Origin of the sequence: Castellaniella sp. FW104-7C03 (assembly GCF_040276085.1) — a bacterium.
In the GTDB taxonomy this organism is placed as follows: Bacteria; Pseudomonadota; Gammaproteobacteria; order Burkholderiales; family Burkholderiaceae_B; genus Castellaniella.
Genome location: NZ_JBELOK010000011.1, coordinates 49,292 through 75,063, shown reverse-complemented (window position 1 = coordinate 75,063; position 25,772 = coordinate 49,292). Strand labels below are relative to the sequence as shown.

General features: G+C 59.1%; 29 protein-coding genes. 13 read left to right on the top strand and 16 right to left on the bottom strand.

The genetic code is table 11. From position 1 onward, the window contains the following. The 3 genes from ABS758_RS13240 to flgA all read right to left on the bottom strand — a co-directional run bounded on the left by ABS758_RS13240 (window position 1) and on the right by flgA (window position 1,646). The gene (locus tag ABS758_RS13240; protein ID WP_350383380.1) at window positions 1-444 is read right to left on the bottom strand and encodes a flagella synthesis protein FlgN; all 444 of its coding nucleotides are present in this window, start codon (window positions 442-444) and stop codon (window positions 1-3) included. A 43-nt stretch (window positions 445-487) separates the two neighbouring features. After that, the gene (flgM, locus tag ABS758_RS13235; protein ID WP_350383381.1) at window positions 488-775 is read right to left on the bottom strand and encodes a flagellar biosynthesis anti-sigma factor FlgM; all 288 of its coding nucleotides are present in this window, start codon (window positions 773-775) and stop codon (window positions 488-490) included. Between the two features lie 76 nt (window positions 776-851). Beyond that, window positions 852-1,646, bottom strand: a complete 795-nt coding sequence (gene flgA, locus ABS758_RS13230) for a flagellar basal body P-ring formation chaperone FlgA (RefSeq protein ID WP_350383382.1) — start codon at window positions 1,644-1,646, stop codon at window positions 852-854. A gap of 214 nt (window positions 1,647-1,860) precedes the next feature. Between flgA and flgB the strand changes: the two genes are divergently transcribed. The 13 genes from flgB (at window position 1,861) to ABS758_RS13165 (ending at window position 14,697) form a co-directional block, all read left to right on the top strand. Continuing rightward, window positions 1,861-2,277 carry a flagellar basal body rod protein FlgB gene (gene flgB, locus ABS758_RS13225; protein WP_350383385.1) on the top strand — a complete coding sequence of 139 codons (417 nt, stop codon included), beginning with the start codon at window positions 1,861-1,863 and terminating at the stop codon, window positions 2,275-2,277. Window positions 2,278-2,295: 18 nt separating this feature from the next. Next, window positions 2,296-2,703: a flagellar basal body rod protein FlgC gene (flgC, locus tag ABS758_RS13220; RefSeq protein WP_350383386.1), complete on the top strand. Its 408-nt coding sequence runs from the start codon at window positions 2,296-2,298 to the stop codon at window positions 2,701-2,703. Window positions 2,704-2,714: 11 nt separating this feature from the next. Continuing rightward, complete coding sequence (locus ABS758_RS13215) at window positions 2,715-3,386, top strand: flagellar hook capping FlgD N-terminal domain-containing protein (RefSeq protein ID WP_350383388.1); 672 nt, start codon at window positions 2,715-2,717, stop codon at window positions 3,384-3,386. A gap of 85 nt (window positions 3,387-3,471) precedes the next feature. Then, on the top strand, window positions 3,472-4,722 hold the full coding sequence (gene flgE, locus ABS758_RS13210; protein WP_350383390.1) for a flagellar hook protein FlgE: 1,251 nt from the start codon (window positions 3,472-3,474) through the stop codon (window positions 4,720-4,722). Between the two features lie 15 nt (window positions 4,723-4,737). Beyond that, on the top strand, window positions 4,738-5,487 hold the full coding sequence (gene flgF / locus ABS758_RS13205; RefSeq protein WP_350383392.1) for a flagellar basal-body rod protein FlgF: 750 nt from the start codon (window positions 4,738-4,740) through the stop codon (window positions 5,485-5,487). A 33-nt stretch (window positions 5,488-5,520) separates the two neighbouring features. Beyond that, window positions 5,521-6,306 (top strand): flagellar basal-body rod protein FlgG, encoded by a 786-nt coding sequence (gene flgG, locus ABS758_RS13200; RefSeq protein WP_350383395.1) that lies wholly within the window; start codon window positions 5,521-5,523, stop codon window positions 6,304-6,306. Between the two features lie 11 nt (window positions 6,307-6,317). Further along, window positions 6,318-7,010: a flagellar basal body L-ring protein FlgH gene (locus ABS758_RS13195; protein WP_350383397.1), complete on the top strand. Its 693-nt coding sequence runs from the start codon at window positions 6,318-6,320 to the stop codon at window positions 7,008-7,010. 37 nt (window positions 7,011-7,047) lie between these two features. Beyond that, entirely contained in the window at window positions 7,048-8,163 is a 1,116-nt protein-coding gene (locus ABS758_RS13190) for a flagellar basal body P-ring protein FlgI (protein ID WP_417251229.1), read from the top strand. 9 nt (window positions 8,164-8,172) lie between these two features. Then, window positions 8,173-9,141 carry a flagellar assembly peptidoglycan hydrolase FlgJ gene (gene flgJ / locus ABS758_RS13185; RefSeq protein WP_350383398.1) on the top strand — a complete coding sequence of 323 codons (969 nt, stop codon included), beginning with the start codon at window positions 8,173-8,175 and terminating at the stop codon, window positions 9,139-9,141. A 97-nt stretch (window positions 9,142-9,238) separates the two neighbouring features. Beyond that, window positions 9,239-10,945 (top strand): flagellar hook-associated protein FlgK, encoded by a 1,707-nt coding sequence (gene flgK, locus ABS758_RS13180; protein WP_350383399.1) that lies wholly within the window; start codon window positions 9,239-9,241, stop codon window positions 10,943-10,945. Between the two features lie 28 nt (window positions 10,946-10,973). Then, window positions 10,974-12,209, top strand: coding sequence for a flagellar hook-associated protein FlgL (gene flgL / locus ABS758_RS13175; RefSeq protein WP_350383400.1), 1,236 nt, complete (start codon window positions 10,974-10,976; stop codon window positions 12,207-12,209). Between the two features lie 131 nt (window positions 12,210-12,340). Continuing rightward, window positions 12,341-13,939, top strand: coding sequence for a methyl-accepting chemotaxis protein (locus tag ABS758_RS13170; protein ID WP_350383403.1), 1,599 nt, complete (start codon window positions 12,341-12,343; stop codon window positions 13,937-13,939). 14 nt (window positions 13,940-13,953) lie between these two features. Beyond that, a complete protein-coding gene (locus tag ABS758_RS13165) occupies window positions 13,954-14,697 on the top strand; it encodes a hypothetical protein (RefSeq protein ID WP_350383404.1) in 744 nt (247 codons plus the stop codon). A 3-nt stretch (window positions 14,698-14,700) separates the two neighbouring features. Here the strand turns inward: ABS758_RS13165 and fliR are convergent, their stop codons facing one another. The 13 genes from fliR to fliF form a co-directional block, all read right to left on the bottom strand. Further along, window positions 14,701-15,486 (bottom strand): flagellar biosynthetic protein FliR, encoded by a 786-nt coding sequence (fliR, locus tag ABS758_RS13160; RefSeq protein ID WP_350383406.1) that lies wholly within the window; start codon window positions 15,484-15,486, stop codon window positions 14,701-14,703. A gap of 7 nt (window positions 15,487-15,493) precedes the next feature. After that, window positions 15,494-15,763 (bottom strand): flagellar biosynthesis protein FliQ, encoded by a 270-nt coding sequence (gene fliQ / locus ABS758_RS13155; protein WP_350383408.1) that lies wholly within the window; start codon window positions 15,761-15,763, stop codon window positions 15,494-15,496. 10 nt (window positions 15,764-15,773) lie between these two features. After that, window positions 15,774-16,481, bottom strand: a complete 708-nt coding sequence (gene fliP / locus ABS758_RS13150) for a flagellar type III secretion system pore protein FliP (protein ID WP_350383517.1) — start codon at window positions 16,479-16,481, stop codon at window positions 15,774-15,776. An 86-nt stretch (window positions 16,482-16,567) separates the two neighbouring features. Continuing rightward, complete coding sequence (gene fliO / locus ABS758_RS13145; protein WP_350383411.1) at window positions 16,568-16,885, bottom strand: flagellar biosynthetic protein FliO; 318 nt, start codon at window positions 16,883-16,885, stop codon at window positions 16,568-16,570. 5 nt (window positions 16,886-16,890) lie between these two features. Continuing rightward, the gene (gene fliN, locus ABS758_RS13140) at window positions 16,891-17,436 is read right to left on the bottom strand and encodes a flagellar motor switch protein FliN (RefSeq protein ID WP_350383414.1); all 546 of its coding nucleotides are present in this window, start codon (window positions 17,434-17,436) and stop codon (window positions 16,891-16,893) included. Continuing rightward, the gene (fliM, locus tag ABS758_RS13135) at window positions 17,433-18,449 is read right to left on the bottom strand and encodes a flagellar motor switch protein FliM (RefSeq protein ID WP_350383415.1); all 1,017 of its coding nucleotides are present in this window, start codon (window positions 18,447-18,449) and stop codon (window positions 17,433-17,435) included. Before fliM ends, fliN begins: the two co-directional genes overlap by 4 nt. After that, window positions 18,449-18,919 carry a flagellar basal body-associated FliL family protein gene (locus tag ABS758_RS13130; protein ID WP_350389101.1) on the bottom strand — a complete coding sequence of 157 codons (471 nt, stop codon included), beginning with the start codon at window positions 18,917-18,919 and terminating at the stop codon, window positions 18,449-18,451. The genes fliM and ABS758_RS13130 overlap by 1 nt, the downstream gene beginning before the upstream one ends. A 69-nt stretch (window positions 18,920-18,988) precedes the next feature. Then, complete coding sequence (locus ABS758_RS13125) at window positions 18,989-20,320, bottom strand: flagellar hook-length control protein FliK (RefSeq protein WP_350383420.1); 1,332 nt, start codon at window positions 20,318-20,320, stop codon at window positions 18,989-18,991. Continuing rightward, window positions 20,256-20,705, bottom strand: coding sequence for a flagellar export protein FliJ (fliJ, locus tag ABS758_RS13120; protein WP_350383422.1), 450 nt, complete (start codon window positions 20,703-20,705; stop codon window positions 20,256-20,258). The genes ABS758_RS13125 and fliJ overlap by 65 nt, the downstream gene beginning before the upstream one ends. Next, a complete protein-coding gene (fliI, locus tag ABS758_RS13115) occupies window positions 20,695-22,158 on the bottom strand; it encodes a flagellar protein export ATPase FliI (RefSeq protein WP_350383424.1) in 1,464 nt (487 codons plus the stop codon). The genes fliJ and fliI overlap by 11 nt, the downstream gene beginning before the upstream one ends. Next, window positions 22,145-22,930, bottom strand: coding sequence for a flagellar assembly protein FliH (locus ABS758_RS13110; protein ID WP_350383425.1), 786 nt, complete (start codon window positions 22,928-22,930; stop codon window positions 22,145-22,147). Before ABS758_RS13110 ends, fliI begins: the two co-directional genes overlap by 14 nt. After that, window positions 22,923-23,924, bottom strand: coding sequence for a flagellar motor switch protein FliG (fliG, locus tag ABS758_RS13105; protein WP_350383427.1), 1,002 nt, complete (start codon window positions 23,922-23,924; stop codon window positions 22,923-22,925). The genes ABS758_RS13110 and fliG overlap by 8 nt, the downstream gene beginning before the upstream one ends. Next, a complete protein-coding gene (gene fliF / locus ABS758_RS13100) occupies window positions 23,911-25,578 on the bottom strand; it encodes a flagellar basal-body MS-ring/collar protein FliF (RefSeq protein ID WP_350383428.1) in 1,668 nt (555 codons plus the stop codon). The genes fliG and fliF overlap by 14 nt, the downstream gene beginning before the upstream one ends. Window positions 25,579-25,772 lie beyond the last annotated feature (194 nt).

The window sequence follows — 25,772 nt, the reverse complement described above, 5'->3', positions numbered from 1 at the left end:
TTATTTTCTGGGTTTTGACAGGCGCCCGCGGGCATCGTAGAGGTCTTGTCCCATCAAGCTGCGCAGGGTATCCAGCGCCTGCTGATTGTGGGCCATAAAGGTTTCCAGAATCTGCCCGTTGGTTTGGTTGACCTGGCTGGCATGTTCGGTTTTCTCGAATAGAGAGTCAAACGCAGCCAGTAGTTCGGGGTGATCCGCGCATGCCGCCTGGATACCTGCCTGGGTATCGGGCTGGCCCAGCCCCGCCAGGGCCTCGGCCCTGCTTTGGTCGAGTTCGGCCAAGCGCTTGGCATAGTCATTCTTACGGGCGGTCAGGGCTCCCAGAGCCTCGTTGGACGGGCTTTCAAGCAGCTGTGCGCCCTCGGCCTCGAGTGTCTGGATAAACTCATTTAACAAGCGGGATTGTTCGTCCACGCAGTTCAGCAGCGCGTCGATGTGACTCATGGCAGACAACCTGAAAACGTTAAGTTGTCAGTGTAGCGGATTGTTATTTGAGAAGATCGCGCACACTGGCCAGCAAACCGTCTGCAATTCGGCCGGCATCAATTTTTAGCTCGCCGGAGGCCAGGGCATCACGGATTTGTTGTACGCGTGCTGTCTGGATGTCGCCTTCGCTGGTGTTTAGCGCAGCCAGTTGGCGAGCGGCAGGGCTGAGATCGACATCGGAACGGCTACCGCCAGCGGGGGCGGGCGCAGCAGAATGACTGCTGTCAGTGCGTGTGTTCCCGGCGACCCCGTTAAGCAAGGGGTTGGACGATGTGGAATTGACTTTCAAGGCTCGTCTCCGGGTTAAAGGGCAAGAATCATCAGGTGCACCCCTAGTAACGGCCGTACACAGCGATTCTTTAGGGTCACATCATAACCTGAACCGTATGGGCGTCCAGTACGGTTCCTGTGATGATCTGGCCACCGGGTGTCCGTACCTGTATCCGGGCGCCGGGACTACCGGATTCGAGTGCTTCGCCTTCTCCTGAGGCCACAAAACCCTTGCCGCGTGCAATGGTACGCACTTGCTGGCCACGCTCGATCGAGTTGGGGTCCCGCAAGGCGCTGTATTCGATCGGTCCGCCCGCGCGGATACGCCGCGTGGCAATCCAGCCCTTTATCTGGCCGGCGTCGCTGATGGTACGCCGCAGTCGCAGGAGGTCGCCCTCACGCGTGGCGAGGTCGTCGTCACCCAGTACGGCTCCCCGGTTGATGGTGTGGCTGGCAACAAAATAATTGCCCATGATCTGCACGCTGGCCTGTACATAGATTGTCCAGGACTGTGGTGCCAGGCAGCGGGCCCTTACCGAGGTGCGTGACTGCAGGTTGCCCGAGCCAGACAAGGAGAGATCGATCTGATCGCATGCCGCCTGGTTGCTGATGCGGGGTGGATCCACCTGGATGCTGGGTGTGCCGGGGTAGCTGGCTGCCTGGTCTTGCAAGAACGCATCCACCTGGCTGGCCAGGGCCGCGGGATCTTGCAAGCGGCTGGGCTGCGGCGCAGCGGCCCAGGCAGCCGTGTTGTACAGCCCGGCACATGCGGCACACAGCACAAGCAGTATTTGCCGGCCCTCTGTATGCAGGGTACGCAGCGTGCCTGCCGGCTGGGCGCTGTGGCGCCGTTTTGGGGTGATCACGGAAAGTATGGACGCGAGGTTCATGGGCCTATTGTAAAAGAAGCAGCCACCGGTTCGCGTATCAACCTGGCAAACAGCACACATTGGCTGAATAGCCTGAGATTCCCCTCTTTATTTACCCCTTTGTCGGCTGTCTTGCCGCCTTACTATGCCAATGTGCGCAAAAGCCGCGAATGGTCAAGGATCATCCGGTGCCCGGTGGATGCGTGCTCCGTTCACCCAAAAAGCAATGCACGCCATGATCGACCGTATCGGCAAAGACCTCGAGTTCTATCAAAAGGCACTGGCCTTGCGCCAGCAGCGCCAGGAAGTCCTCGCGACCAACATCGCCAACGCAGACACGCCTAATTACAAGGCGCGCGATATCGATTTTTCCGCCACGCTTCGCGAAGCAATCGGCGGTGGTTCCAGTGTGCCCCGATTGCCTGATACCCGCCTGACGCTCACCGCCAGCCGACATATCCCTGCCCGTGCGCATACAACTGGGCCTGCCCAAGAGCTCTATCGTGTGCCCCTGCAACCCAGTCTCGACGGCAATACCGTCGACATGAATGTCGAGCGCACACAGTTTGCCGAAAACACGGCCAAATATCAGACAGATCTGCAGGTGCTCAATGCCCGCATCAAGTCATTGCTCACCGCCATGCAGCAGTAATTTCAGGATTCATTGCTTATGTCGACGCTCAGTATTTTCCAGATTGCCGGTTCTGCCCTGGAAGCACAATCCCAACGCATGAACGTCTCGGCCAGCAACATTGCCAACGCCGATAGTGCAGTGGGCCCGGACGGCCAGCCGTATCGTGCCCGTCAGGTGGTGTTTCAGATGACACCCACGGCACAGTCGGATGCCGTCGGCGGGGTGCGTGTGGCCGGTGTTGTCGAAAGCAATGCGCCGGCCCGCATCCAGTACGATCCGGGCAATCCGCTGGCGGATGCCCGCGGCTACGTCACCATGCCCAATGTTGATGTGGTCGCCGAGACTGTCAACATGATCTCTGCTTCGCGATCTTATCAAGCCAACGTCGAAGTCATCAACACGGCCAAGTCACTGATGGCCAAAACCCTGATGATCGGTCAGTAAGGATTCCAGTCATGGCCTCAGTTAACGAAGTCTATGGTTCGGGCGCTGCCAGTGCGCTGGCCGGCGCACAAAGCAAGTCGCTCATGGGGGATACCCAAGACCGCTTCCTGACGCTGCTGGTCACTCAGTTGCAAAATCAAGATCCTCTTAACCCCATGGACAACGCGCAAGTCACTTCGCAAATTGCGCAGCTGTCGATGGTCAACGGGATTCAGCAACTGAATAGCACCTTGCTGGCGCTGTCGGGCCAGATGGATATGTCGCAGTCGTTGCAGGCTGCCGGCCTGATTGGCAAAAACGTGCTGTATCCCGGAGAAACCGTCAAGGTGGGTGCCGATGGCGCCTCTACGCCTTTTGGTATCGATCTCATGTCGGAGGCAGCCAAAGTAACGGTCACCGTACGCGATGCCGCCGGCAAGGCGGTGTACACCAAAGAGCTTGGCGCCCAGCCTGCGGGGGTGTATCCCCTGCAGTGGGACGGTAAGGATACGGCGGGGCTGACGGTGCCCGAAGGCGCCTACACCGTGGGAGTCGAGGCTTCAGATGCAGAAGGCCAGCCGGTGTCTGTCGAGGCCCTGACAGCCGGAAGCATCAATAGCGTGGCCTATACCACCGAAGGCCTGAAGCTTAATTTGCTGGCAGGCGGAAAAATTTCCTTGCTGGATGTTCGGCAAGTTATGTAACAAACCTGTTTGCGGCTCTGTTTTGGGGCCGCAGGCAGTATCCAAATCAACGCAACAACGTTACACGCACTAAAAGAGGTCAATCATGGGTTTCGGTCAGGGTCTCAGCGGCTTGAACGCCAGCTCGCAAAACCTGGATGTCATTGGCAACAACATTGCCAACTCGGGTACGGTGGGGTTTAAATCAGGCAGCGCGACATTTGCCGACGTCTATGCCAGCTCCCGCGTGGGCTTGGGTGTGCAGGTGGCGTCGATCAACCAGCGCTTTACCACCGGCATTGTGTCCACTTCGGGCAATCAGTTCGACATGGCCATTGATGGCGCCAAAGGCCTGTTTGTGGTCACCCAGCCCAACGGCGCCACGCTGTACACGCGTAACGGCCAGTTTTTGGCTGATAAAGACAATAAAATTGTCAATGCCCAGGGCCAGCAATTGATGGGCTACGCGCCGGGTGGCACCAACCTCATCGGTATGACTGTCCCCGTGGGCAATATTGCACCTCAGGCAACCTCCACGCTTAGTAATACAGTCAATATGGACGCCAATGCAGAGGTGGTCGATGTGGCGACCCACCCGTTTAATCCGGATGTGGACGCAGAGTCGTTTTCCAACATGACTCCTTTGACGGTGTATGACTCTTTGGGCAACGAGCATCGGGTCGAGCAATATTATGCCAAACGCCCGGTCACTGTGGGTCCTCCGGAAATCAATAATTGGGATGTCTATGTGAAAGTGGACGGGGTGGTGGTGGATCCCGCCACAGGAAATTCCGCAACAGCGCCTTATACGCCTGCGCATCAGTTGCAGTTTGACACTGCAGGCCGTTTGATTCCGGCAACCGCCACTTATACCTTGAATTACAACGTCCCTGTGGTGGGCGGTGCAGCAGCCCAGCCCGTATCCATCGCAACCAATTATGGGTCTTCCACCCAGTTTGGTGGCGGCTTCTCGCAAAACTTCGTTCAGAACGGCTACGGCACCGGTGAATACGCCAGCATGTCCATCGGTAGCAATGGCGAGCTGATCGCTAACTACACCAACGGTGCCAAACAGACCATGGGCACGCTGGCCTTGGCCGATTTTGCAAACCTGCAAGGGCTGCAGCCCGTGGGTGGCAACGCCTGGGCCGAAACCGCCAATTCCGGCCAACCCATCGTGGGCACGCCGGGCAGCAACGGCCTGGCCACGATCAAAGGCCAGGCGATCGAAGAGTCCAACGTGGATATGTCTCAAGAGTTGGTCAATATGATCATTGCCCAGCGTACCTACCAGGCCAATGCACAAACCATCAAGACGCAGGATCAGATTTTGCAAACTCTGATCACCATGCGCTAAACAGGCTAAGCAGGCATGGATCGCATTCTCTACACCGCTTCCAACGGCGCTGCCCGCATCCTCGAGCAGCAGTCGGCCATTGCCAATAACATGGCCAATGTGTCCACCACCGGGTTTCGTGAGCAACTGGCGATTTACCGCTCTGTGCCGGTGGTGCCGCATGCGGGCGAGCTCCCCACCCGGGTCAGCACGGTGGCGTCTACACCGGGCAGCCAGTTTGGTCAGGGTGCCATGGTGGAAACCGGTCATGCCCTGGATGCAGCCATCGCGGGAGATGGCTGGTTTGCTGTACAAACGCCGGATGGCGAGGCCTATACCCGGGCCGGCGAGTTTGCGGTCAATCAAAACAATCAGCTGGTCACGCAAACCGGTTTGCCGGTTTTGTCCAACGATGGTGGGCCTATCGAGGTTCCTGAGCGTGGCAGCATCACCTTTGCCACGGATGGCCAGATCAGTGCACTGGGGGCAGGGGATAATCCGCGGGATATTCAGTTGTTGGCCCAACTGAAACTGGTCAATCCGGCCCGCGATCAACTGGTGCGCGGTGATGACGGCCTGTTTCGTGTGGCTGGTGGGCAAGCGGCGCAGGCCGATGACACCGTCCGGATCGCGCCGGGCTTCATCGAAAAAAGCAATGTCAACCCAGCGGCGGCGATGGTGGCCATGATCTCCAACTCGCGCCAGTTTGAGTTGCAGATGCAAGTGATCAAAAACGCCAGCACCAACGAAGAACGCGCCAACTCAATTCTTTCGGCAGCAGGCTAAGCGCCAGCCACCGCCTAACCAGGACACCTCATCATGATACGTTCACTGTGGATCGCCAAGACGGGTCTGGAAACCCAGCAAACCGCCATGGATGTGATTTCCAACAACCTGGCCAACGTTAACACAACGGGTTTCAAGCGCAGCCGCGCCGTCTTCGAAGACCTCATGTACCAGACCATGCGTCAGCCGGGCGCCGCGGTTGGGGCCGCCAATCAGCTGCCCTCCGGTTTGCAGCTGGGTACCGGTGCACGCACGGTGGCCACCGAGCGCATCCATACCCAGGGTGATCTCAAACAAACAGGCAACACGCTGGATGTGGCCATCCAGGGCAAAGGCTTCATGCAGGTAGAGATGCCTGATGGCTCGTTTGCCTATACACGTGACGGCAGCATTCAGCGCGACCAAAACGGCATGTTGGTTACGGCAGGGGGCTATCCCATCCAGCCGGGCATCAACATCCCTGATAACGCGATCTCCATCTCCATCGGGCGCGACGGCACGGTGTCTGTGACACAGCCGGGCGCCACGGGCACCAACGTCGAAGTTGGCCAGTTGCAACTGGCCACGTTCATCAATCCCACGGGCTTGCAGAGCATGGGCGAAAACCTGTATGCAGAAACCGATGCTTCCGGGCCGGCCAATCTGCTGCAGCCGGGGTTGGACGGTGCCGGCGTCATGTTGCAAAACTACGTTGAAACCAGCAACGTCAATGTGGCAGAAGAGCTTGTCAACATGATCACCACGCAGCGTGCCTTCGAGATGAACAGCAAGGCGGTGCAAACGTCCGACCAGATGCTGGCCCGTCTGACACAGCTCTAAGCAGGATTTCCATGAAGGGTTTGCGTCGTTTTGCAGCAGGTATCGGGGTGGTCGCAACCCTGCTGGTATCGGGTTGCGCCTTGGTGCCCCCCGAGCCCGTCGTCACGGGTCCGTTGACGGCACCGCCGCCAGTGCCCTTGCCGCCCACTGCGGTTGCCAATGGCTCTATCTATCAGCCCACTGCATATGGCAACTATCCGCTCTTCGAGGATCGTCGGCCCCGAAACGTCGGGGATATCGTCACGGTGGTGATCCAGGAAAAAACCAACGCAGCCAAAAGCGTGGATACCAGCACAGACCGCAACGGCAGCGCCAGCATGAACATCGGCATTACGCCGGCCATTCTGCCCACCGACCTTGGCCCCAAGCAAAATTTTCAAACCGGCAGCGGTAATAAATCGCAGGGCAAGGGGTCCAGCAGCGCCACCAATCTGTTTAGCGGCACGCTCACCACCACCGTGATAGGTGTGTTGCCCAACGGCAATTTGCAAATTGCCGGCGAGAAACAGATCGCCATTAACCGTGGTAGCGAATACGTGCGGTTTTCCGGTGTGGTTGATCCTCGCTCCATTACCGGCAGCAACACCGTTGCGTCCACTCAAGTGGCGGATGCCCGTATCGAATATCGCAGCAAAGGCGTGATGGATGAAGTGCAGACCATGGGTTGGCTGCAGCGCTTCTTCCTGAATGTCGCACCGTTCTGATGCCATGATCCAAAAACTTGTCGCACTCAATCATCCGATGGTCAGCTTTCTAAAGCTTGGCCTTGTGCTGTTGCTGGCGGTCGCAGGCCTGATGCCAGTCGCGGCACAAGCCGACCGCATCAAAGATCTTGCAAGCTTTACCGGGGTGCGCGAAAACCCCCTGATCGGGTATGGCCTGGTGGTTGGCCTGGATGGCAGCGGCGATCAGGTTCGCCAAACGCCGTTTACCCAGCAAAGCCTTACCAATATGCTGTCGCAGCTGGGTGTTACGGTGCCACAGGGCACCAACATGCAGGTTAAGAACGTGGCCGCCGTGATGGTTACCACGCGCCTGCCCGCGTTTGCGCAGCCAGGCCAAAGCCTGGATGTGGTGGTGTCCTCGATGGGTAACGCCAAAAGCCTGCGTGGCGGCACATTGCTGATGACGCCCTTAAAGGGTGCCAACGGCCAGGTGTATGCACTGGCGCAGGGCAATCTGCTGGTAGGCGGGGCAGGGGCCTCTCAGGGCGGTGCCAGCGTGCAGGTCAATCAGCTTAATGGCGGCATTATTCCCGATGGCGCCATTGTCGAGCGAGGGGTGCCCACCACGTTTGTACAAAATGGTACGGTGCGGCTGGAGCTCAACACCAGCGATTTTGCCGTGGCACAAAATGTGGTGGCGGCGCTCAACAAACGTTTTGGCGGGCAAACAGCCACCGCGCTGAATGGTCGTTCCATCGAGTTGCAGGCACCCATGGATCCCAAGCGGCAGCTGGCATTTTTGTCTCAGGTCGAGAACCTCCAGGTTAATCTGCCACCGGCCAGGGCGCGTGTGGTCATCAACGCACGCACGGGCTCTGTTGTGATGAACCGCACCGTCATGGTCAACGAGGCCGCCATTGCCTTTGGCAATCTGTCTGTCACCATCAGCCCGCAACAGCAGGTCAGCCAGCCAAACACACCGTTTGGGGGAGGGCAAACCGTGGTGACCAACAATACACAGATCGAAATGCGATCCGAGAATGGCTCGCTCAAGCGCGTCAATACCAGTGCCAATCTGGCCGATGTGGTTCGGGCACTGAATGCCCTGGGGGCAACTCCCCAGGATCTTCTGTCGATTTTGCAAAACCTCAAGAGTGCCGGCGCCTTGCGCGCCGACCTTGAGGTGATCTGAGGACAGGACATGGGATTTGTCTCGCATACGCCGCTGCCGGGTTTTTCTGACAACGCTTCCGTGCTTGATTTCAACAGCCTGAACAGCCTGAAGCGCGGCGTACAGACTGACCCGCAATCCAAAGACCAGCAGCGCGAAGTTGCCCGTCAGTTTGAGGCCATGTTTATCCAGCTGCTGCTTAAAAAGGCACGGCAAACCTCGCAGCAAATGCCCTCCCTGTTCGACTCCCAGGCAACGCGGATGGCGCAAAGCCTGGGTGACGAGCAAGCTGCGCTGGCCATGGCCAATCCGGGCATTGGTTTGGCTGACGCCCTGATGGCGCAGATGCGTGGCGGGGTGCTGACACAAAATACGGCTGCGGTAACCGGTGTGCCCGAGGCAGCGCGTTCGCGCCTGCCTGGCTTGCAATCGCGGATTGGCGAAGGCCAGCGGCAGGTGGCCGATTCCATCACGTCTTTGCTGGATGTGTTGGGCCGCAAGAACCTGGGTCAAACCGTGCGTAGTGCCATCCGCGGGGCACCAGAGCATATTCAAAGCTTTGTGAACCAGATGGCTGCCGCAGCAGGCGTGGCCGCACAACGTAGCGGTGTGCCTGCCAAACTGATACTCAGTCAGGCGGCACTCGAATCCGGGTGGGGGCAGCGCGAAATCATGCGTCCCGATGGCAGCACCAGCCATAATCTCTTTGGCATTAAGGCGGGCGGCCGCTGGCGCGGAGACGTGGTGCAGGTAATGACCACCGAATACGTGGATGGCAGCCCGCGCAAGATGTTGCAGCCGTTTCGGGCCTACGACTCTTACGCGGATTCTTTCACTGATTATGCTCGCCTGATCAGTTCCAGCGACCGCTATCGCGAGGTCATGACGGCCCGCAGCGCCGAAGATGCCGCGCGCGAGGTGCAGGCAGCTGGCTATGCCACTGATCCTTCGTATGCGGACAAGCTGATCAGTATCATGGGGTATTTCAACGCTTCCTGATCGTCATTAAATTTTTGGCGTTTGCGGCCGTTATCTATATAGAAGAATCTCTGCAGGCGCCTTTGCGGTGTCTGCCAAATCGACAGGATTGCAGCATATGAATCTGGCAAATCTCGGCAAGGCAGGGCTGCTGGTAGCACAAAACCGCCTGCAAACGGCTGGCCACAATATCAATAACGCCGCTACCGAAGGCTATAGCCGGCAAACGGTGCTGGCCCAAACCGCTGGCGCCACCCCCACCTCGGCGGGCTGGATTGGCCGTGGTGTGCAGGCTGTCAGCGTGCAACGCTCTTACGATAATTTTCTGTACCATCAGCTCACGGGGTCGCTCACGCGTGGGGCGGCGTTAAAAACCTACGGCGATCAGATCAGCCAGATCAACAACCTGGTGGCCGACCGCACGGTAGGGATCTCGCCCAATATCCAAAAATTTTTCGATGGCCTCGATGCCGTGGCCTCGGCACCCGCCGATGTGGCGGGCCGGCAAGAGCTTCTGGGCCGGGCCAACAGCCTGGCCTCGCAGATCCGCGATGCCAATGCGTTTCTGGATGGCCAGCGGCAAAACGTCAATACCCAGATCGATACCACTGTTACTCAAGTCAACAGTTACCTTGATCGCATTCAGGATCTCAATCGCCAGATTGCCGTCGCCAAAGCAAGCAATCCGGGGCAACCGCCCAACGATTTGTTCGACCAGCGTGATCAGCTCACCAGCGAGCTTGGGCAAATCATCGACATCAAAACCTACGAGCAGGACGACCGCGTCAGCATCACCGTGGGTAACGGCCAGACCGTGCTGGGCGGCGACGAGGTTTATCATCTGCAAACTTTGCCCTCTGCTGCCGATCCAGGCCGGCTGGCAGTGTATTACACCGTGCTGGATGCAGGCGGCACACTCAAGCCCGTAGAAATGTCCGACGGCATGATCACAGGCGGCAAGCTGGGCGGGCTGCTCACTTTCCGTGCAGATGTGCTGGATAGCACCCAAAACGATCTTGGGCGCCTGGCCTTAGGCATTTCCATGTCTATCAACGCACAGCATGTGCAGGGCTACGATCCCTCCGGCGCAGCGGGGCTGGATTTCTTCACGGTGTCCACCCCCAAGATCATCCAAAACGAAGCCACTGTTGCCGGCACCAATCCCAGTGCCACCATTACTGATTTCAGCAAACTTACTAACAAAGATTATCGGATGGCGTTTGATGGCGCCAATTACTCTGTCACGCGAGTGCCAGACGGCACGGTGATGGGTTCGATTGCGCCCAATGCCACGGCCACCTTCGATGGTGTCGAGTTCAACACCACGCCGGTAACCGGTGCGGCAGCGGGTGATTCGTGGTTGATTCAGCCCACCCGCGAGGCCGCTGCCGGCATGAATGTCGCCATCACCGACCCAGCCAAGATCGCAGCCGCTGGCTGGGATCCAGATGCCAACTCGGGAGCGGGCGGCCCCGCCGGCTCTGCCAACGGAGACAACGCCTTGCTGCTGGCGCAGTTGCGCAGCAAAAAGATTTTGGGCGGGCTGGCCTCCGGCCCGGCGGGCCAGGGCACTATGGGCCTCAACGAGACCTATTCTCAGCTGGTCAATACCGTGGCGGTCAAGACGCAATCCAACACCACGGCACAAAAAGCTCAGGAGTCTTTGATCCAGCAAAACTTTGCCGCGCAGCAGGCGGTATCCGGGGTCAATATGGACGAGGAATACATCAACCTGCAGCAGTATCAGGAACAATACCGCGCGGCGGCGCGATTGATCGACACCGCATCCACCCTGTTTGACACTTTGCTTAGCTTGCGCAACTGATTAGCGCGCTTCGTACCAGGAAACCATCATGCGTATCAGCTCCAGCCTTGTGTTTCAGACGGGCCTGAACACCATCAATGCCCAGCAGTCCGATCTCATGCATTTGTATCAGCAGATTGGCTCTGGCCAAAAAATGGTCACGCCCGCCGACGATCCCCTTGGGGCATCCCAGGCCATCAACCTCTCGCAGTCGCAGGCACAAAACGCCCGCTATGCTGCCAATCGTGCCGTGGCCAATCAAAACCTTGGCACTGAAGAAGACGCACTGAACAGTCTCACCAGCCTGCTGGTTGATGTCCGTACCCGGCTGGTACAGGTGGGCAATGGCACGTTGTCGGATGCCGACAGGCTGACGCTGGCCAATGTGCTGCAAAACGCCCGTGATACGGCCCTGGGCATTGCGAACACCACGGATGGCAATGGTCAGTATCTGTTTTCTGGCTCAAAGGGTGGGCAACCAGCGTTTGACGCGGCGGGTGCTTATCAGGGTGATGCCTTGCAGCGCAATATCCAGGCCGATGCCACCCGCCAGATTGCCGGTAGCGATATTGGTTCTGACATCTTTGCCCGGGGACAGCCAGGCACCCTGGACTACACCTCTGCTGTGCCAAACACCAATGCGGGTACGGCAGTGTTTGGTGGGCCGTTTATTGCCGATCGCGATGCAACCACCGGCAACCCGGATGCCCGGTATTCGTTTGCGGTAACGTTTACTGCCACGGGCTACGATGTCGCGGTAACCGACCATTCAGGCGTCCTCCCCCCAGCAACTACCAGCTATCCACCGCTGGCAGCTGACGCTGCCGAAATGGATCTTGGCCATGGCACACGTGTCCAAATATCGGGTACGCCTGCGGTGGGTGACACAGTTACTGTCGATCCGCTCAAGACACAAAACCCAAATATCTTCACAACGCTGGATAATCTGGTGGCTGCACTGAATGCGCCGTCCCAAGGCGATGCAGAGGCCACAGCGTCCCTGCGAAATGTGCTCAATACGGGGATGCAGCAACTGGCCAGTAACTACGATAATGTGCTGACCGTGCGCGCCTCGATCGGTGCCCGCATGAACGAACTTCAGGCACTTGACGGCAGCGGCAGCCAGCGCAATCTGGGTTTTGCCAAGGCCTTGTCGGGCATCGAAGACCTCGATTACTACGAAGCCACCACGCAGCTCAGCCTGCGCAAGATGGCACTTGAAGGCGCTGGCCTGGCCTTCCAGACCATCCAGGGCCTCAGTCTGTTTAATCTGGGCAGCAAATAACCACAAGATTTTGTCCGGCTCGCCACTCGCGAACAGGACATATTCGGGTAAATGGGGCCTACAAGGCCCTATTTTCATGAAAACAAAAGTTGCGTGCCATGGCATGCTGATAACAGGTTCAGAGAGGTGACATGAAGCTCCGCATTTTCAAGAGGCGTTCGTTCAGCGTGTCCTTGCGCACTCGCCTCACGCTGGTCGTGGGTCTACTGTCCTTGCTTACTGTTCTGGCGGTGGGCAGCGCCTGGTTTGTGCAACAGCAAAGCCGCCAGGCACTTTCGCAATTGTCGGCCGTGGGGGTACAGGCCAATTCAGACGTTAAAAATGCCCTTATTTACGCTCAGCAGGCTGCCACGCAGGTTGATGGGGCTCTGGACATTGCCAACGAAAAGCAGCGGCTCTGGGAGCTTGGTCAGGCAGATAAATTACTGCTGCGCTCCAAAGAGCATATGCAGTCATTTCAGCAAGCCAATGCCCTGACGGGCTCTCAAGGCCAATCCCTGCAACATGTTCTGGATCGCAGTTTCAAAGATTACTGGGCACAGGTCGAACAATTGCGTGGCCTGGCTGCGCAGCAGGATGCCCAGGCATTTGAAGCCCTTAAACGTGGCAGGTTGCGTGGGGCCGCCCGGGGTATGGATCGCGCGTTTGGACAGTTTGATCAATACGTGCAGAACAGCAGCACCCAGATGCGTCAGGATCTTGCTCAGCAATTCAGCTGGGCCAACTACGGGTTCCTGGGCCTGGTTGTGGTGGCGGTGTTGCTGGCTTTGATTGCCTACCGGTTGCTCATGCGTACGGTCTTGCGGCCGTTACAGGCGATAGGACGGCATCTGCAAACGATGGCCAGTGGTCATTTGGATGTGGATATTGTGCCGCGTGGCCGGGATGAAATCGGGCTGTTGTTGCATGGCCTGAAAGACATGCGTGATGGTCTGGAAACACTGATTCTGGGTGTCCGAACCCATGTCGGCCAAATGACTTCCGGCACGCAGCGCATCGCAGCGGGTAACCAGGATCTCAGCAGCCGCACGGATCAGCAGGCGGCTGCCTTGCAACAGACGGCTGCCAGCATGGAAGAGCTTGCCAGTACCGTCAAGCAAAATGCCGATCATGCGCAGCAGGCCAACGAGCTGGCTGCCAGTGCCGCACAAGTGGCGTCTCGGGGTGGCCACGTGGTGGATGAGGTGGTGCTCACCATGCAGGGTATCTCTGGCAGCTCACAGAAAATCGCGGATATTGTTGGCGTCATTGATTCCATTGCTTTTCAGACCAATATTCTGGCGCTTAACGCGGCCGTCGAGGCGGCACGCGCCGGCGAGCAGGGCCGTGGTTTTGCTGTGGTGGCGGCAGAGGTCCGGGCATTGGCCCAGCGTAGTGCCGGTGCTGCCAAAGAGATCAAGACTTTGATCGCGGATTCTGTCGATCGTGTGCAGGCGGGTTCTGATCAAGTCAACCGGGCGGGCGAGACCATGCTGGAGATCGTGCAGGCCGTCAACAGGGTGTCAGACATCATGGCAGAAATCACCGCAGCCACCGTAGAACAATCTTCAGGAATCGATCAGATCAACCTGGCGATTATGCAGATGGATTCGGTGACACAGCAAAACGCCCAGCTGGTTCAGCAAGCGGCGACAGCTGCGGGATCGCTGGAGTCCCTGGCGCTCGAAGTCGGTGGTTCGCTGTCGGTGTTTCAGCTCAAGCAGTCTGCGCTTGCTTTACCGGCCAACTGAAAGGAATTCCAATCATGATTTATCCAGACCCCGCAACGGCCGGCTTGTTGGCTGTGGCACCCAACACCAAAAAGCCGGCGCTGGTGCCTTTCTGGCACCGGCTGTTCGGTGGCATGTCTGGCCGTCTCGCAGCCCTTTCAACTGCTGTTGTGTTGGCGGGGTGCAGTTTTACGGGCAATGGTCTGCATACGGCGGGTCTGGATCATATTGTGGTGGGTCGCACCACCTTGGCCCAGGCATCCGAGAGCCTGGGCGCGCAGCCCACCGATGTGTGGCAACAGGGAAACTCCACCCTCGTGCGCTGGGCAAACAAAGTGACAGTGGCCACAGACGCCTTTTATGTGCGTCAGGAGGTTTGGCTGCGCTTTGGCGCGGATGGCACGTTCGAGCGGATGGAAAAAAGCATCAATGTGCCCGTCTTGCGTCACCCTAAGACGGCTGCACAGGCGGATCAGGAAGCTGCACAGAAAAAGCCTGCCACCCACCAGGCCTTGGCCACGGAGGGCCAGGCAAGGCCTGCGGAAGACATGATTTTCATTCCGGGCAATGGCGAACCTGTCACGGGCCCCGTGCCTGTGGTGCCGCCTGCCAAAATTGTGCCAGTTGTCCCCGTGGCGCCCTCTGCAAAGGGAGCTTCGTCGGGCCTTGCACCTGCGCACACCTTGGTTACGACAGAAATTTCGGCAACGCAGCCGTTGTTGCCGGCAGGCTCGCGTATCACCCCGGTGGCAACCTACCCTTTGCCGGGGCAGCACTAAGCGCTAAAGGCCAGCCAGGCCTCGCGCAATCTGCGCCATGGTCTGGTAGCCAGACTCAAACAGCTGGGTCAGGAACTCTTTGCTTTGGGGCAGTACGATCGCCAGCATCACCAGACCGGTCGTCAGCGTAATCGGAAAACCAACTGCAAAGATCGATAGTTGTTGGGCAGTTCGATTAAGAATCCCCAGCGAAAGATTGATTGCCAACAGCACGATCAGGATGGGCAAGGCCAGCAAAATCCCTGAAATCCATAGTTGGCCGCTCCATTCCATCAGCGCACCCCAGCCATTGACGTTCAGGGACGCCCCGACGGGCAGCAGATCAAAGGTTCTCACCAGGCCATCGAGCATCAGCAAATGCCCGTTGACGGCCAAAAACATCAGCAAAGCCACCAGATTGATCAGGCGCGACAGCACAGCGGTGTTGGCGCCAGTTGCAGGATCAAAAAACGAAGCAAAGGCAAGCCCCATTGGCAGGCCGATAAACTCACCAGCCATCATGGCGGCGGTGAAAATCAGGCGCATGCAAAAGCCCAGTGCCATGCCGATCAGCACCTGCTGCAATGCGATAAGCAGGCCTGCATAAGAGGAGGGGACGACTGCCGGCATCGGGCCGATCAAGGGCGCGACAACCAGGGTAAGCACCACGGCCAGCCCCACCTTGATGCGCACTGGTACGGTGGCCTCTCCGAAGATGGGGGCCATGGCCACCAGCCCGCCAATGCGAAACAGCGGCCACAGGAAGTTATTGATCCAGCCGTACAGTTGATCGAGCGTGAAATCGATCATGGGGCCGTCAGCTGGCCAGACCCGGGATGGCGTCCAGCAGGGAGCGGATGTAGTCCACCATCGTGTTCAGCAGCCAGGGGCCCAGCAACACCAGGGTGGCGCCCACAGCCAGCAGCTTTGGGATAAACGACAGGGTCATCTCGTTGATTTGAGTGGCGGCCTGAAAAATGCTGATCAGCAGACCCACCGCCAAGGTTACCAGCAGCAGCGGACCGGCGATCATCAGCGCAACCCGCAAGGCCTGGTAAGTCATGGACATGACCGATTCGGGTGTCATGGGTACCCCCCTATTGATAGAAGCTGCGGGCCAGTGAGCCCAGCAGCAAATGCCAGCCGTCAGCCAGCACAAACAGCATCAGCTTGAATGGCAGCGAGATGGATACTGGTGGAACCATCATCATCCCAAGGGCCATCAGCAGGCTGGCGACAACCAGGTCGATGATGAGAAACGGAATGAAGATGGTAAAGCCGATCTGAAATGCGGTTTTGAGCTCGCTCGTGACGTAGGCGGGCACAAGCACCCGCAGCGGCGTGGCTTCGGGGGTTTCCAGTGGGCCCACCTTGGCCATTTCTGCAAACATGGTGAGGTCGGCTTCGCGGGTTTGGTGCAGCATGAAGGTTTTCAGGGGGGCTGCGCCGCGATCAAGGGCCTCCTGAAAAGAGATCTGGTCTTGTGTCAGTGGCTGGTAGGCCTGTGTGTAGATCTGATCGAAAACCGGCGACATCGTAAATAAGGTCAGAAACAGTGCCAGCCCCACCAAAATGGTGTTGGGTGGCGATACCCCCGTACCCAGCGCATTACGCAGCAGGCCCAGCACGATGATGATACGGGTGAAGCTGGTCATCATCAGCAGTGCCGCCGGCAAAAACGACAGCATGGTCAGCAGCACCAGCGTTTGTACGCTTAGCGACCACGTCTCGGAGCCATTGGGGCCTGGCGTGGTGGTTAGCGCGGGCAGGGTTGCCTGGGCCAGGGCGCTGCCCGGCCACAGCATCCATAGCAGCAGGCCAAGCGGCAATAGCCGCCAAGCGCGGACCGCTGTTTGCCGGTAAGCCGGATAAAGGAAAGAACAGTCAGACATCAGGACCCAGCGATGGTTTTGTCCAGCATCTGGCTGAAGTCATCCGGGCCGGGCTGCGGATTGCTTGGGCCGGGTAGGGTGTGCAGCACGCTGATGTGTTGCGGGGTGACACCCAGCACCAGACGGGTGTTATCGATTTGCACGACGGTGATTGCACACCGGGATCCGAGGCTTTGGCTGCCCAACACGCGCAGATTGATGGTTTTGGATGCATTGCGGATCCAGCCGCCACGGCGGGCAAACCAGGCAAAGGCCAGCAGCAAAGCCAGGACAAACAGCAATGCCCCTAAAACCTGCAGAATCTGTCCCTGGCTCATCCGGTTTAACGCCGGTTGTTCAGACGTGCAATCCGGTCTGAGGGCGTGATGATATCGGTTACCCGGATACCGTATTTTTCGTCGACCACGACGACTTCGCCCTGCGCAATGAGGTAGCCATTGACATAAATATCCATGGGTTCGCCGGCCAGGCCGTCGAGCTCGACCACCGAGCCTTGGCCCAACTGGAGAATATTTTTGATGGTGAGCCGTGTGCGACCGAGTTCGACAGATAGCTGGACGGGGATGTCCATGATCATGTCGATGTCGCTATCACCGTCGGCCGCTTGGCCCACCAATGGCTGAAACACCTGGGCAGCTGCTGTTTGAGCTGCTGCGCCGGTGTCGCTGGGCGCACTGGCGGACGATTGTTCGGCCAGTGCGGCGGCCCAGTCGTCTTCTGCACCCAGCCCTGCGGCCTGGGTAGGTTGGTCGTGCGCCGTCTGTTGCTGTTCAGCCAAGGCAGCGGCCCAATCATCCTCGAGGTTGGGAGAGGCGGGGGAGTCCGGCTGTTGGGGCTCCTGGGTGTCGTCGTCTTTGATATCGCTCATTTCTGGGTGCGGGCTAGCAGTTTTTCGGAATCCCCCGGTGCCGCAAGGATCTTGTGTACACGAAGGGCATAACGGCTGTTAAAGGTGCCATATGTGCAGTCGAGCACCGGAACACCGCCGACACGGGCCGTGACATTGGGTTGGACTTCGACAGGCAGAACATCACCCACCGACAGGTGCAGGAGCTTGGCTATGGAGGTTTCGATACGGGCAAACTCGACGCTGAGCTCGACCTCTGCGCTGCGGACTTCGCGCGACAGCTGCTGTGTCCAGCGCTGGTCGATGGCGTCAGTGGCCGATTGCTGCAAGGGTCGCGTCAGGATGTCGCGGATGGGTTCAAGCATGGAATAGGGCAGGCAAATATTCAGCTTGCCACCTGTTGAGCCAAGCTCGATGTTGAATGTCGAGAGTACCACCACGTCGTTGCCCGAACCAATATTGGCAAACTTGGTGTGCATCTCCGAGCGAATGTACTCGGACTGGATCGGGTAGATGTTTTCCCAGGCCTCGCCATAGCAGTCGAGGGTGAGGTTGAGCAATCGCCGGATGATCCGCTGCTCGGTGTTGGTGAAATCGCGGCCTTCGATGCGGGTGTTGTAGCGGCCGTGCCCACCAAACAGGCTGTCGATGACCAGAAATACCAGGTTGGGATCAAACGTAAACAGCCCCACACCACGCAGTGGTTTGAGTCCCACCATATTGAGGTTGCTGGGAACCGGCAGATTGCGTTCGAAGTCTGAATATTTCAGGATCTTGATCGCATTGACGGTGATGTCGGCGTTGCGTCGCATGAAGCCGAAAAACATGGATCTCAGTCGACGCGCAAATCGCTCGTTGATGAGCTCGAGGGTTTGCATGCGGTGGCGCACCACGCGGTCGGGAGAGCTGAGGTCGTAGGGACGAACACCGTCCTGTGGCTCGGCTGCCGCCTGTGGGGAGGAGGATTCCTCGCCGGTTACCCCAGCCAGCAGGGCATCGACTTCATCCTGTGAGAGCATGCTTTGGTAAGGCATTACTGCACCACGAACGCTGTGAAGAGCACGTCGGAAATTTGTGGCGCCGGCAGTTGCGGCGCGAAGGTTTTGGAGAGCCCGACCTTCAGGGCGCTGCTAAGCGCCTGCCTGCCCTCGGGCGTTTGCACCTGGGCCAGCGGTTGTGAAGACAAGACCTTCAGGATTCTGTCGCGTACTTCGGGCATGTAATCCTCGATCTGTTTGCGGGAGGCTTCGTCGGCCAGTCGCAAGGTAATCGCGGTATACAGGATGCGGTTTCGCATCTCGCCATAGAGCGTGACAGTGAATGGTTCGAGCTCTGCGAAGATCGGCGCGACCACCACAGGCGCAGCGGGCGCAGGCACAACGGTTGCGGCCATGTTGGCTGCGGGAGTGCTCGGGCTGTTTCTGTTCATGAACAGCATGGTGCCGCCCACAGAGGCGCCAATGATAATAATGAGCAGGAGGATAAATTTAAGTAGCCTGAGCATGATTCCGGGTTATGGGGTCGCGGAGGTAGAGAGCTGCATTGTAATGGGTGAGTACCGGGTGGCGTGCGATCAGGCGAAGGTATCGACGATCGCGTTGGGGCGGTTCACGGCGCGTGGTATGGGGCTGGTGCCGGTGATAACACTGGTATCGCTGCTGCCATCCAGGCTGAACACGGTGCCATCCTTGGGTTTGTTGTTGTCAGAAGATTCGGCATACTGCTGCCTGGGCTGGTCGCTGACGCTGGTTTGGCCCAGAGACACGCCCGCTTGCGCCATCTGTTGTGCAAGCTGGGGCAAGGCGTTTTCGAGGGCCTGACGGACATTGGCGTGCGGCGAGACAAACGAGGCCTGGGTGCCGGCATCTCCGAGGTGCAGGGTGATGCGCACGGGGCCGAGTTCTGGGGGATTGAGTTGCATCTGAACCGTGTGACCCGAGCCTGTGACGCCCGATTGAACCAGATTGAACAGCTGCCGGCTTACGTCTTGCGGCCATTGCGGGCTGTTGAAAGGAGTGGCCACAGTAATTTGCTGGGGCAGGCCAGAGGCCGCGGGCATCAGGGGGGGCTGTGCGGCTGCCAGGGCGTTTGTGGTGTCCAGGGTGTGGGAAGCGGAAAATACTGCCGGAAGCGCTGGCCCGTGCCGAAGCAGCGTGTCGGCGCTGGTGTGGCTGGCAGATTGGCGGCCAACGAGGGCGTCGGCTGAAGCAGCCCGGATACTGGCGGTATTGGCGGCCTGTGCGGGTGCAACCAAGCCGGCCACTACACTTTGTTTGCCAGAAGAGGCGTGCCGGGCATCCGTGTTGGGAGCCGTCAGCGGTTTATCTTTTATGAAGTCGGGGTCTTGCAAAGCCGCATGTGCGGTTTCCGGCCGGCTGTTTGCGGGGCTGGCCGCAAGGGCGTTGCTTGCATCGTCTGGCAGTGCCAGGCCTGCAGGGGTGATCAGGCTGCTGGTGCGCTTGGCGGGGGTATCAGTAGTACCCGTGCTGCTTCCGTGGCCCTGGTTGCTGAATCGCGCCAACGCAGAAGGCTGTACCGGCAGCTGCATCATGGGCAAGCCCGTGCTGTCGAGGATCAGCGCCAAGGTTTCGTCAGGGCCCAGGGCATCGTGTTGCTTGGCTGTCTCAGCGGCAGCTTCGTGAGCGCCCGGCTGGTGTGATTCTGTGGTCTTGGATTGCTCTTTGGTGCTGGTGCTGTGCCGTTGCTGCTGGCCCGACAGCACATTGGAGAACGCGGGCGCGTTGTTTGTGGCGGTGTCGGCCGGACGCGCTGCGGTGTCGGCGGGAGCCGGACTGGCGGAGATGGCAGGAAGCACAGGCATGTTCATGGCAATGACGGATTCAGTGGGTCTGGCGTAGCCGTCGGTAAAGACTGGCTGCAGCTTCGTCGCTGGCTCGCTGGTCACGGCGCTGCTCTCGGAGTTGCAGTTGCCGGGTCTGACGGGCTTTTAATGTTTCGTAGGAATTTAATTGGCGTTTTTCGTGGTGCCACTGCTGACGCCCGGTGTCGATTCGTGAGTCGATCTGGGCAATGATCCTATTTTGCTGCGAAATGGCCTCATCCAATGTGGTGATAAAGTGCCTAAAGTTATGGTAATTCGAGGCAGTTACACCGCTTTCGGTGGTGTCCTGCAGACGCCGGGTGTAGTCGGAGCGATAGTGATCCAGCGTATTGAGCTGGTTTTGTGCCTCACGACGTTGTGTGCCGAGATTGGCCAGTGCGCGCCCGGCATCTTCCAGTTTCTCTTGTGCGAGGTTGATCAGCACATCCAGCGGAGTCTCATGATTCATGCGAAATCTCCTGGCCCATTACGCCGCCCAGCGCAGCCACCGCGGTGGGGTAATCGATCCGTGTATCGATACCTTGTTGCAGGTAACCCTCCAGCCAGGGATAGCGTTCGATGGCCTGGTCGATTTCAGGGTCGTTGCCTGCAGTGTAGGCACCTACTGCGATGAGGTCGCGGTTGCGCTGGTAACGCGACACCATCCGCTTGAATTGATGCACGCAGCGAAACTGGCTGGCGGGCACAATTGCCGACATCACACGAGAGATGGATGCCTCGATGTCGATGGCAGGGTAGTGTCCCGATTCGGCCAGTGTGCGCGACAGCACAATATGCCCGTCCAGAATTGCCCGGGCGGAGTCTGCAATGGGGTCCTGCTGGTCATCACCTTCGGTGAGTACTGTGTAAAAAGCCGTGATCGACCCTGCCTCGTAGCCGTCTTGTGGTGCGCCATTGCCCGCTCTTTCTACCAGGGCAGGCAGTTTTGCAAACACCGAAGGTGGGTAGCCTTTGGTGGCAGGTGGCTCTCCGATGGCCAGGGCAATCTCGCGCTGGGCCATGGCGTAGCGCGTCAGAGAGTCCATGATCAGCAAGACATGCTTGCCACGGTCGCGGAAAAACTCGGCCAGCCGGGTGGCGTACACCGCACCTTGTAGCCGCAGCAGTGGCGAGACATCGGCGGGCGCTGCCACCACCACAGATCGGGCCAGGCCTTCTGCCCCCAGATTGAGTTCGATGAATTCCTTTACTTCGCGGCCACGCTCGCCAATAAGCCCCACCACGATGACATCTGCCTGGGTGTAACGGGCCATCATGCCCAGTAGCACGCTCTTGCCTACGCCAGAGCCTGCAAACAGGCCCATGCGCTGGCCGCGGCCGATCGTCAGCAGGCCATTGATGGCCCGCACTCCCACATCCAGCACAGTATCTACAGGGGCCCGCGTCAGTGGATTGATCTGGATGGCGCTCAGGGGCGCCATATCAAGATCAGTTGGCAGAGGCTTGCCATCCAGAGGCCGGCCGGCGCCGTCGAGTACCCGGCCCAATAGTGCCAGCCCCACGGGCAGGTGTCTTGCCTGGTCTGCGCCGGGCGCGTAGGGGGCTTCTTGATAGGTTGTGGGCAGGCGGACGGGATCGAGCAACAGGGTTTCGGCCGGCACTACCCGTGCGCCGGGTCGCAGGCCCGTGATGTCTCCCTGGGGCATCAGGTACAGGGTATCCGAGTGGAAGCCAACAACCTCGGCGTCTGCCCAAAGGTTTCGGCCTGGGGATACCTGCACCTGGCAGGCAGCCCCTACGGGCAGTTGCAGACCAGTGGCTTCGAGCACAAGCCCTGTGGCCCGCGTCACGCGGCCTTGACGCCTTGTGGCCTGCCGTGCTTCGATGCGATCCAGACACACGCCAAGCTGGGCGCGCCAGCGGGCGCCCGGTGTGTCCAGGGGGGTGTCAGCGGCTACCATGGCCAGAGGGCTGGGCAGGGGCGGCTTGTCCCAGCGATGCAATGATGCGTTGCCAGCGCATCTCAAGAGTGGCATCCACTGAACCCAGGGCGGTCTCGGCGACGCAGCCACCTCGCGTCAGGTGCTCGTCGGCGATCAGCCGGTAGTGGCTGATTTCGGGGTTTTGCTGCAGAAAGGGGCTGACCAGGGCAAGGTCATCCGGGTGCAGACGCAAATTGAGGGGGGCGCTGGGTTCTGGCCGCGCCTGCAAAACCTCTTGTACGACAGCCAGGATGTGATCAGGGTGCTCGCGCAGCTGATCCTGCAGCACCTGCTCGGCGATCCGCGTAGCCAATTGGATCAGAGACTGGCCGACTTCTTCTTCGAGCTGATTCAGGGCATGGGCACAGGTTTGTGCCAATGCATCCAGCCGCGCGGCGTTTTCTTGCAGCACGGCGCTGCCTTCGGTACGCCCGGACTCATAGCCTTGAGCCTGGCCTTCGACGCGGCCAGCGGCCAGCCCGGTGGCATGGCCTTCGGTGTGTCCGGCGGCAAGCCCTTGTGCGTGGCCGTCTGCCAGGCCCTTTTCGAAGCCTTCCTGGTATCCCTTTTCCAGGCCCTCTTTGCGCGCCTGTGCCAAGGCCTGTGCACGTCTTTTCAGTGCTTCGGCCTGGACGGGCGGCGCATCGCTGGCACGTCGTTTCTGTTGCGTGCGCAAGGCCTCCAGGGAATCCATCTCCCAGCGCTGCCAGCGGGCACGCGCCTGGAGATCGGAAGAGGGCTTGTCAGACATATTGGTCGTTGCCCATGCTCAGGTTGATCTGGCCGGCATCGGCCAGTTTGCGCGCCACCATAAGAATGGCTTTTTGCTCGGCCTCCACGCGCGATATCCGCACGGGGCCTTGTGCCTCGAGATCATCGCGCAGGATTTCAGCAGCCCGGTTGGACATGTTCTTGAAGAATTTGGCGCTGAGTTCTTCGCCGGCACCCTTGAGTGCAATAGTTAGCGAGGCGGTGTCGATTTCTTTGAGGATCAGCTGGATAGCGGCGTCTTCGACATCGGCCAGGTTGTCGAACACAAACATTTCGTCGACGATGCGCTGGGCGAGGTCGGCGTCGACTTCGCGCAGGCTGCTGACGACGGCTTCTTCCTCGGTGGTGTTCATGAAGTTCAGGATTTCGGCCGCAGTGCGCACGCCACCCATCTTCGAGCGCTTGGCCCCCTGGCCGGAGAGTACCTGATTGAGCACTTCGGTGAGTTCGTGCAGGGCAGCCGGCTGCACGCCACCGAACGTAGCGATCCGCATCATCACATCGTTGCGCAAACGTTCGTTGAGCAGCGCCAGGATGGCTGATGAGCGATCGCGCTCGAGGTGTACCAGGATGGTTGCGATGATCTGGGGGTGTTCGTCGGCGATGAGCTCTGCCACGTTGGCAGGCTCCAGCCAGTTCAGGGCGTCGATACCTGAGCCGGTACCTTCGCCCGCCTCGAGAATATCCTCGATCAGACCTGCTGCACGATCGGTGCCCAGGGCCTTGGTGAGTACAGAGCGGATGTAATCATCCGACCCCAGGGTGACGGCCATGAACTGATCAGCCTCGCGCCGGAAATCTTCGAGGACATTGTCGACATCCGCACGAGTAACCTGTTTGAGATTGGCCATGGCTGAACCAACCTGCTGTACTTCACGCGAGGACAGGTATTTAAAGACTTCGGCTGCGGCATCCTCACCCAGAGACATCATGAGGATTGCGCAACGGTCAAGATCAGCGTCAGGATTTGGCATTTTTCGGATTCATCCAGGATCTCATCACCATGGCAACAGCACGCGGGTCACGTTGGGCAAGTTCGCGTGCAGTTTCGAGGTTTTCTTCGTAGCGGTTCAGCTCGGATTCGCGCAGCTCTTCTTGTCGCCGCTGTTCACGCATGGTTTCCAGATGAGCTTCGCCTTTCACGCGCTCAACCTGGGCATTAGCGTAGCCCTGCACGATCGGCCGAACCACCGAGCGCCAAAGGAAGAACAGCAACGCCAGAATCAGCAGCACCTTGCCGATCTGCAGCGCCAGCGCTTGATAGGTCGGGTTCTCCCAGACCTTCAGGGAGGGCTCTTGATTGGTGAATTCACTATTGACCACGCTCAGTGTGTCGCCACGCTCTGTCGAGTAGCCCATCGCCTGTCTGACCAAGGCGTTGATGTTGTCCATGTCGGAGGCGTCCAAGGGTGCGGGCTTGCCATCCTTGTCGCGATAGTTGACAACCACTGCCACAGACAAGCGTTCGAGGGTGCCGAGTTCGTGCTTGACGTGGCTGATCGTGCGATCCACCTCGTAGTTGATGGTAGCATCGTTGCGCACGGACCCCCGGTTGGAACTTGTGACTGGCGTGCCATTGGGCACGGCCGGGGCATTGGCCTGGCCGGCCGTTTGCGCGGCTGGGTTTGCCGCGTTGCCCGGAGCAGCGGGTGTCTGGATGGGGGCGGTGGCATTGGCAGGTGCTTGATTGCTGAGCGCACCAGGTACGCCTTCCGGCGAGCGCGCGCCGTTTTGAGCGGAGTCGCTGGTTTGCTTGCTGCGAATGGCCGCCGTACCCGGTGTTTCGTTGGGTCGATAGACTTCGGAGGTTTGTTCGCGCTGGGAGAAGTCTACCGAGGCGCTGACTTGGGCACGCACATTGCCTGGGCCCACAATCGGATTGAGCAGGGTCAGGATTCGCTGGGTTGTGCGTTGTTCGATGTCAGTGACGAAGTTGCGGCGTGTGCTGTCGGTGCCCGCCTCGTTGCCCGGATTGGACAGCAGGTGGCCGTTTTGATCGACGATTGAGACGTTTTCAGCGTTGAGATTGGGGACGCTGGAGGACACCAGCCAGGTAATGGCCGAGACTTGCGACTCGCTGAGGCTGCGTGAGGGGAATAGGGTAACCAGCACCGAAGCAGTGGGTGCTTCACGATCGCGGACAAACAGCGACTGGCGGGGGATGGCCAGGTGAACGCGGGCAGATTTAACACTTTGCAGCGCTTCAACCGACCGGGCGAGTTCTCCTTCGAGGGCCCGCTGATAGGTGATTTGTTCTGTAAATTGGCTGGCCCCAAACTGGGGTTTGTCCAGCAGCTCGAACCCCACACTACCACCGCGCGGCAGGCCTTGCTCGGCCAATTGCAGGCGCAGCGTATAGACCTGGTCGGCCGGCACCAAAATGGTGGCGCCGTTGTCTGCAAATTTATAGGGGATGTTGCGTTGGTTCAGGACGGAAACAATGGCGCCGCCATCTCGCGATTCGACGTTGGAAAACAGTGTTTTGTAGTCTGCCTCACGCATCCACATGGACGCCACGACGACCAGGGCCAGTAGTGCAGCGCCCAAGCCCAGAAGCACCGGGCGTGGCAATGCTGCTACCCGTGCGAACACGGGGCTTTTGCTTGTCCAGTCGGCAATGGGATTCATCGGAAAACAGTAACAGTGAGTGCCATCAGGCGATGCCCGGGCCAGGAGAAATGTGTCTGGATGATGTGCATGCTGATGCGGCAGTGTATCGAAGGGACCGCCGCCATTATGGCGTTAATCGTCTTGTGGGCAAGCCCTGAAAAGCGTGGATTTTGGGGCTTAGTTAGCCTGATACGCTGAATCGCACAAACTAC